Source organism: Modestobacter sp. VKM Ac-2985 (assembly GCF_026967925.1).
Classification (GTDB): Bacteria; Actinomycetota; Actinomycetes; order Mycobacteriales; family Geodermatophilaceae; genus Modestobacter.
This window is the reverse complement of sequence record NZ_JAPVBI010000006.1, coordinates 1-5,456: the sequence shown is the minus strand read 5'-3', so window position 1 is coordinate 5,456 and position 5,456 is coordinate 1. Positions and strand designations below refer to the sequence as shown.

At 58.6% G+C, this 5,456-nt stretch carries 3 rRNA genes; all 3 read left to right on the top strand.

The window, feature by feature from the left end:
- Window positions 1–71: 71 nt before the first annotated feature.
- The 3 genes from O2V61_RS22325 to rrf all read left to right on the top strand — a co-directional run bounded on the left by O2V61_RS22325 (window position 72) and on the right by rrf (window position 5,450).
- Window positions 72–1,596 (top strand): 16S ribosomal RNA (locus O2V61_RS22325).
- Window positions 1,597–2,069: 473 nt separating this feature from the next.
- Window positions 2,070–5,194: ribosomal RNA gene (locus O2V61_RS22320) — 23S ribosomal RNA — on the top strand.
- Window positions 5,195–5,333: 139 nt separating this feature from the next.
- Window positions 5,334–5,450, top strand: a 5S ribosomal RNA gene (gene rrf / locus O2V61_RS22315).
- The 16S, 23S and 5S rRNA genes sit together here, the layout of an rRNA operon.
- Window positions 5,451–5,456 lie beyond the last annotated feature (6 nt).

Below are 5,456 nucleotides of genomic sequence, written 5' to 3'. Positions count from 1 at the left end.
GGATGCTGATTGGGTTCCTTTGGTTGATTGAACGAGAGTGCCAACTCTCGGTCTCAGCTGCGATCAAATCATCTACGGAGAGTTTGATCCTGGCTCAGGACGAACGCTGGCGGCGTGCTTAACACATGCAAGTCGAGCGAGGCCCACTCTTCGGGGTGGTGCCCTAGCGGCGAACGGGTGAGTAACACGTGGGCAACCTGCCCTCAGCTCTGGGATAACTCCAAGAAATTGGTGCTAATACCGGATGTGACCGCTGACCGCATGGTCTGGTGGTGGAAAGATTCATCGGCTGAGGATGGGCCCGCGGCCTATCAGCTTGTTGGTGGGGTCACGGCCCACCAAGGCGACGACGGGTAGCCGGCCTGAGAGGGTGACCGGCCACACTGGGACTGAGACACGGCCCAGACTCCTACGGGAGGCAGCAGTGGGGAATATTGCGCAATGGGCGAAAGCCTGACGCAGCGACGCCGCGTGAGGGATGACGGCCTTCGGGTTGTAAACCTCTTTCAGTAGGGACGAAGCGAAAGTGACGGTACCTACAGAAGAAGCACCGGCCAACTACGTGCCAGCAGCCGCGGTAATACGTAGGGTGCAAGCGTTGTCCGGAATTATTGGGCGTAAAGAGCTCGTAGGCGGTCTGTCGCGTCGGCTGTGAAAACCCGAGGCTCAACCTCGGGCCTGCAGTCGATACGGGCAAACTAGAGTACTGCAGGGGAGACTGGAATTCCTGGTGTAGCGGTGAAATGCGCAGATATCAGGAGGAACACCGGTGGCGAAGGCGGGTCTCTGGGCAGTAACTGACGCTGAGGAGCGAAAGCGTGGGGAGCGAACAGGATTAGATACCCTGGTAGTCCACGCCGTAAACGTTGGGCGCTAGGTGTGGGGGCCATTCCACGGTCTCCGTGCCGCAGCTAACGCATTAAGCGCCCCGCCTGGGGAGTACGGCCGCAAGGCTAAAACTCAAAGGAATTGACGGGGGCCCGCACAAGCGGCGGAGCATGTTGCTTAATTCGATGCAACGCGAAGAACCTTACCTAGGCTTGACATGCACGGAAATCTGTCAGAGATGGCAGGTCCTTTAAAGGGTCGTGCACAGGTGGTGCATGGTTGTCGTCAGCTCGTGTCGTGAGATGTTGGGTTAAGTCCCGCAACGAGCGCAACCCTCGTTCTATGTTGCCAGCACGTCATGGTGGGGACTCATAGGAGACTGCCGGGGTCAACTCGGAGGAAGGTGGGGATGACGTCAAATCATCATGCCCCTTATGTCTAGGGCTGCAAACATGCTACAATGGCCGGTACAAAGGGCTGCGATACCGCGAGGTGGAGCGAATCCCAAAAAGCCGGTCTCAGTTCGGATTGGGGTCTGCAACTCGACCCCATGAAGTTGGAGTCGCTAGTAATCGCAGATCAGCAACGCTGCGGTGAATACGTTCCCGGGCCTTGTACACACCGCCCGTCACGTCACGAAAGTCGGTAACGCCCGAAGCCGGTGGCCCAACCCCTTGTGGGAGGGAGCCGTCGAAGGCGGGATCGGCGATTGGGACGAAGTCGTAACAAGGTAGCCGTACCGGAAGGTGCGGCTGGATCACCTCCTTTCTAAGGAGCACTGGCCGCCACACTCGTGTGGTGGTCCAGAGCCGTGCGCGGATCGTGAAGCGCCCTCATCTTCGGGGGTGCTCGGGTGTTCGTGACGGAGCTCAAGGGTGGAACGCTGACCAGTTCGGCCAGGCGCTCGTCTTGCTGCTAGTACGGCCTCCTTCGGGGGGTGTGGAACGTGGTGGGTGTGGGTGGTCTGGTCGTAGGCACGCTGTTGGGTCCTGAGGGAGCGGGCTGTTGTGGTCTGCTGCTTCTGGAGGCCTGCTGGATGTCGTACCGCCCGGGGTTGCCTGGGGCTGGCGGTGTTTCGGTGGTGGGTCATCTTCCGTACTTTGAGAACTGCACAGTGGACGCGAGCATCTTGTAAGTATTGATCTGGATATCCGCGCTGGTCCGCGTACATCGCTCACCGATCTTGGGTTCACGCCCGGGGTGCGGGGGTGTTGTGGTGGGCGGGCGTGGGTGTTGTGTGTGGTCAAGTTGTTAAGGGCACACGGTGGATGCCTGGGCACCAGGAGCCGATGAAGGACGTAGGAGGCTGCGATAAGCCTCGGGGAGCTGTCAACCGAGCGTTGATCCGAGGATTTCCGAATGGGGGAACCCCGCACCAGTCATGTGGTGTGACCCACGCCTGAACACATAGGGCGTGTGGAGGGAACGTGGGGAAGTGAAACATCTCAGTACCCACAGGAAGAGAAAACAACCGTGATTCCGTGAGTAGTGGCGAGCGAAAGCGGATGAGGCTAAACCGATCGCATGCCAAGCCGGCAGGCGTTGTGCGGTCGGGGTCGTGGGACGATTCGGATGGTTCTGCCGAACTGTCAGGGAGTCAGAAAGCCATGTGTTAGTGGAAGGCCTCTGGAAGGGGTCGCCGTAGAGGGTGAGAGCCCCGTACACGAAAACTCATGGCCTCCCGAGTCGTATCCCAAGTAGCACCGAGCCCGTGAAATTCGGTGTGAATCTGGCGGGACCACCCGCTAAGCCTAAATACTCCCTGGTGACCGATAGCGGACAAGTACCGTGAGGGAAAGGTGAAAAGTACCCCGGGAGGGGAGTGAAATAGTACCTGAAACCGTGTGCCTACAAGCCGTGAGAGCCTTATGCGCACTTGTGCGTGGGGGTGATTGCGTGCCTTTTGAAGAATGAGCCTGCGAGTTAGCGGTACGTGGCGAGGTTAACCCGTGTGGGGTAGCCGTAGCGAAAGCGAGTCCGAACAGGGCGATTGAGTCGCGTGCTCTAGACCCGAAGCCGAGTGATCTACCCATGGCCAGGTTGAAGCGCGGGTAAGACCGCGTGGAGGACCGAACCCACTTAGGTTGAAAACTGAGGGGATGAGCTGTGGGTAGGGGTGAAAGGCCAATCAAACTCGGTGATAGCTGGTTCTCCCCGAAATGCATTTAGGTGCAGCGTCACGTGTTTCTTGCCGGAGGTAGAGCACTGGATGGTCTAGGGGCCCCACAAGGTTACTGAAATCAACCAAACTCCGAATGCCGGTAAGTGAGAGCGTGGCAGTGAGACTGCGGGCGATAAGGTTCGTAGTCGAGAGGGAAACAGCCCAGATCATCAGCTAAGGCCCCTAAGCGTGTGCTAAGTGGAAAAGGATGTGGAGTCGCAGTGACAACCAGGAGGTTGGCTTAGAAGCAGCCACCCTTGAAAGAGTGCGTAATAGCTCACTGGTCAAGTGATTCCGCGCCGACAATGTAGCGGGGCTCAAGCACACCGCCGAAGCTGTGGCATTCACATGAACCCGTCACTCACTTTCGGGTGGGTGGCCAGGTGTGTGGATGGGTAGGGGAGCGTCGTGTGGCGATTGAAGCGGCGGAGTGATCCAGCCGTGGACGCCACACGAGTGAGAATGCAGGCATGAGTAGCGAAAGGGGAGTGAGAAACTCCCCCGCCGGATGACCAAGGGTTCCTGGGCCAGGCTAATCCGCCCAGGGTGAGTCGGGACCTAAGGCGAGGCCGACAGGCGTAGTCGATGGACAACGGGTTGATATTCCCGTACCCGCGAAAGAACGCCCATGCTGAACCCAGCGATACTAACCGCCCAAAGCCGGTGACTGACCTTCGGGTCTGATCCGGGGGAGCGCGGGACCTGGACTGGTAGTAGGCAAGCGATGGGGTGACGCAGGAAGGTAGTCCTACCGGTGAGTGGTAGTACCGGTGCAAGGGTGTGGCCCGCGATGTAGGTAAATCCGCATCGCACACAGGGTGAGGCCCGACGCATAGCCGAATGAGGCGAATTGGATGATCCTATGCTGCCGAGAAAAGCCTCTAGCGAGTTCTTAGCGGCCCGTACCCCAAACCAACTCAGGTGGTCAGGTAGAGAATACCAAGGCGATCGAGCGAACTGTGGTTAAGGAACTCGGCAAAATGCCCCCGTAACTTCGGGAGAAGGGGGGCCATCTGCTGTGAACCGCCTTGCGCGGGGCAGCGGTGGGTGGCCGCAGAGACCAGTGAGAAGCGACTGTTTACTAAAAACACAGGTCCGTGCGAAGTCGAAAGACGATGTATACGGACTGACGCCTGCCCGGTGCTGGAACGTTAAGGGGACGGGTTAGTCCTTCGGGGCGAAGCTCAGAACTCAAGCGCCAGTAAACGGCGGTGGTAACTATAACCATCCTAAGGTAGCGAAATTCCTTGTCGGGTAAGTTCCGACCTGCACGAATGGCGTAACGACTTCTCAGCTGTCTCAACCACAGGCTCGGCGAAATTGCACTACGAGTAAAGATGCTCGTTACGCGCGGCAGGACGGAAAGACCCCGGGACCTTCACTATAGCTTGATATTGGTGTTCGGTTCGGCTTGTGTAGGATAGGTGGGAGACTGTGAAGCGGGCACGCCAGTGTTCGTGGAGTCATCGTTGAAATACCACTCTGGTCGAATTGGATGTCTAACCTCGGTCCGTGATCCGGATCAGGGACAGTGTCAGGTGGGTAGTTTAACTGGGGCGGTTGCCTCCCAAAATGTAACGGAGGCGCCCAAAGGTTCCCTCAGCCTGGTTGGCAATCAGGTGTCGAGTGCAAGTGCACAAGGGAGCTTGACTGCGAGACCGACGGGTCGAGCAGGAGCGAAAGCTGGGACTAGTGACCCGGCACCGGCACGTGGAAGCGGTGTCGCTCAACGGATAAAAGGTACCCCGGGGATAACAGGCTGATCTTCCCCAAGAGTCCATATCGACGGGATGGTTTGGCACCTCGATGTCGGCTCGTCGCATCCTGGGGCTGGAGTAGGTCCCAAGGGTTGGGCTGTTCGCCCATTAAAGCGGCACGCGAGCTGGGTTTAGAACGTCGTGAGACAGTTCGGTCCCTATCCGCCGCGCGCGTAAGAGACTTGAGAAGAGCTGTCCCTAGTACGAGAGGACCGGGACGGACGAACCTCTGGTGTGCCAGTTGTTCCGCCAGGAGCACTGCTGGTTGGCTACGTTCGGCAGGGATAACCGCTGAAAGCATCTAAGCGGGAAGCTCGCTTCGAGATGAGGTCTCTCACCGGGTCAACCGGGTAAGGCCCCCGCCCAGACCAGCGGGTTGATAGGCCGGAAGTGGAAGCGGCGCAAGTCGTGGAGCTGACCGGTACTAATAGGCCGAGGGCTTGACCACATACTCATCCAGCCTCTTACAAGCAAGATGTGTCGCGTCCACTGTGCAGCTCTGAAGGTACGGAACCGTTTCGATGGTTCCGCCTGGTGCTGATCCCCAGCTGTGCTGGGGTTCGGTTCCGGGTACATCTTCACAGTGTTACGGCGGTCATGGCGAAAGGGAAACGCCCGGTCTCATTCCGAACCCGGAAGCTAAGCCTTTCAGCGCCGATGGTACTGCCCGGGGGACCGGGTGGGAGAGTAGGACGCCGCCGGACATAACT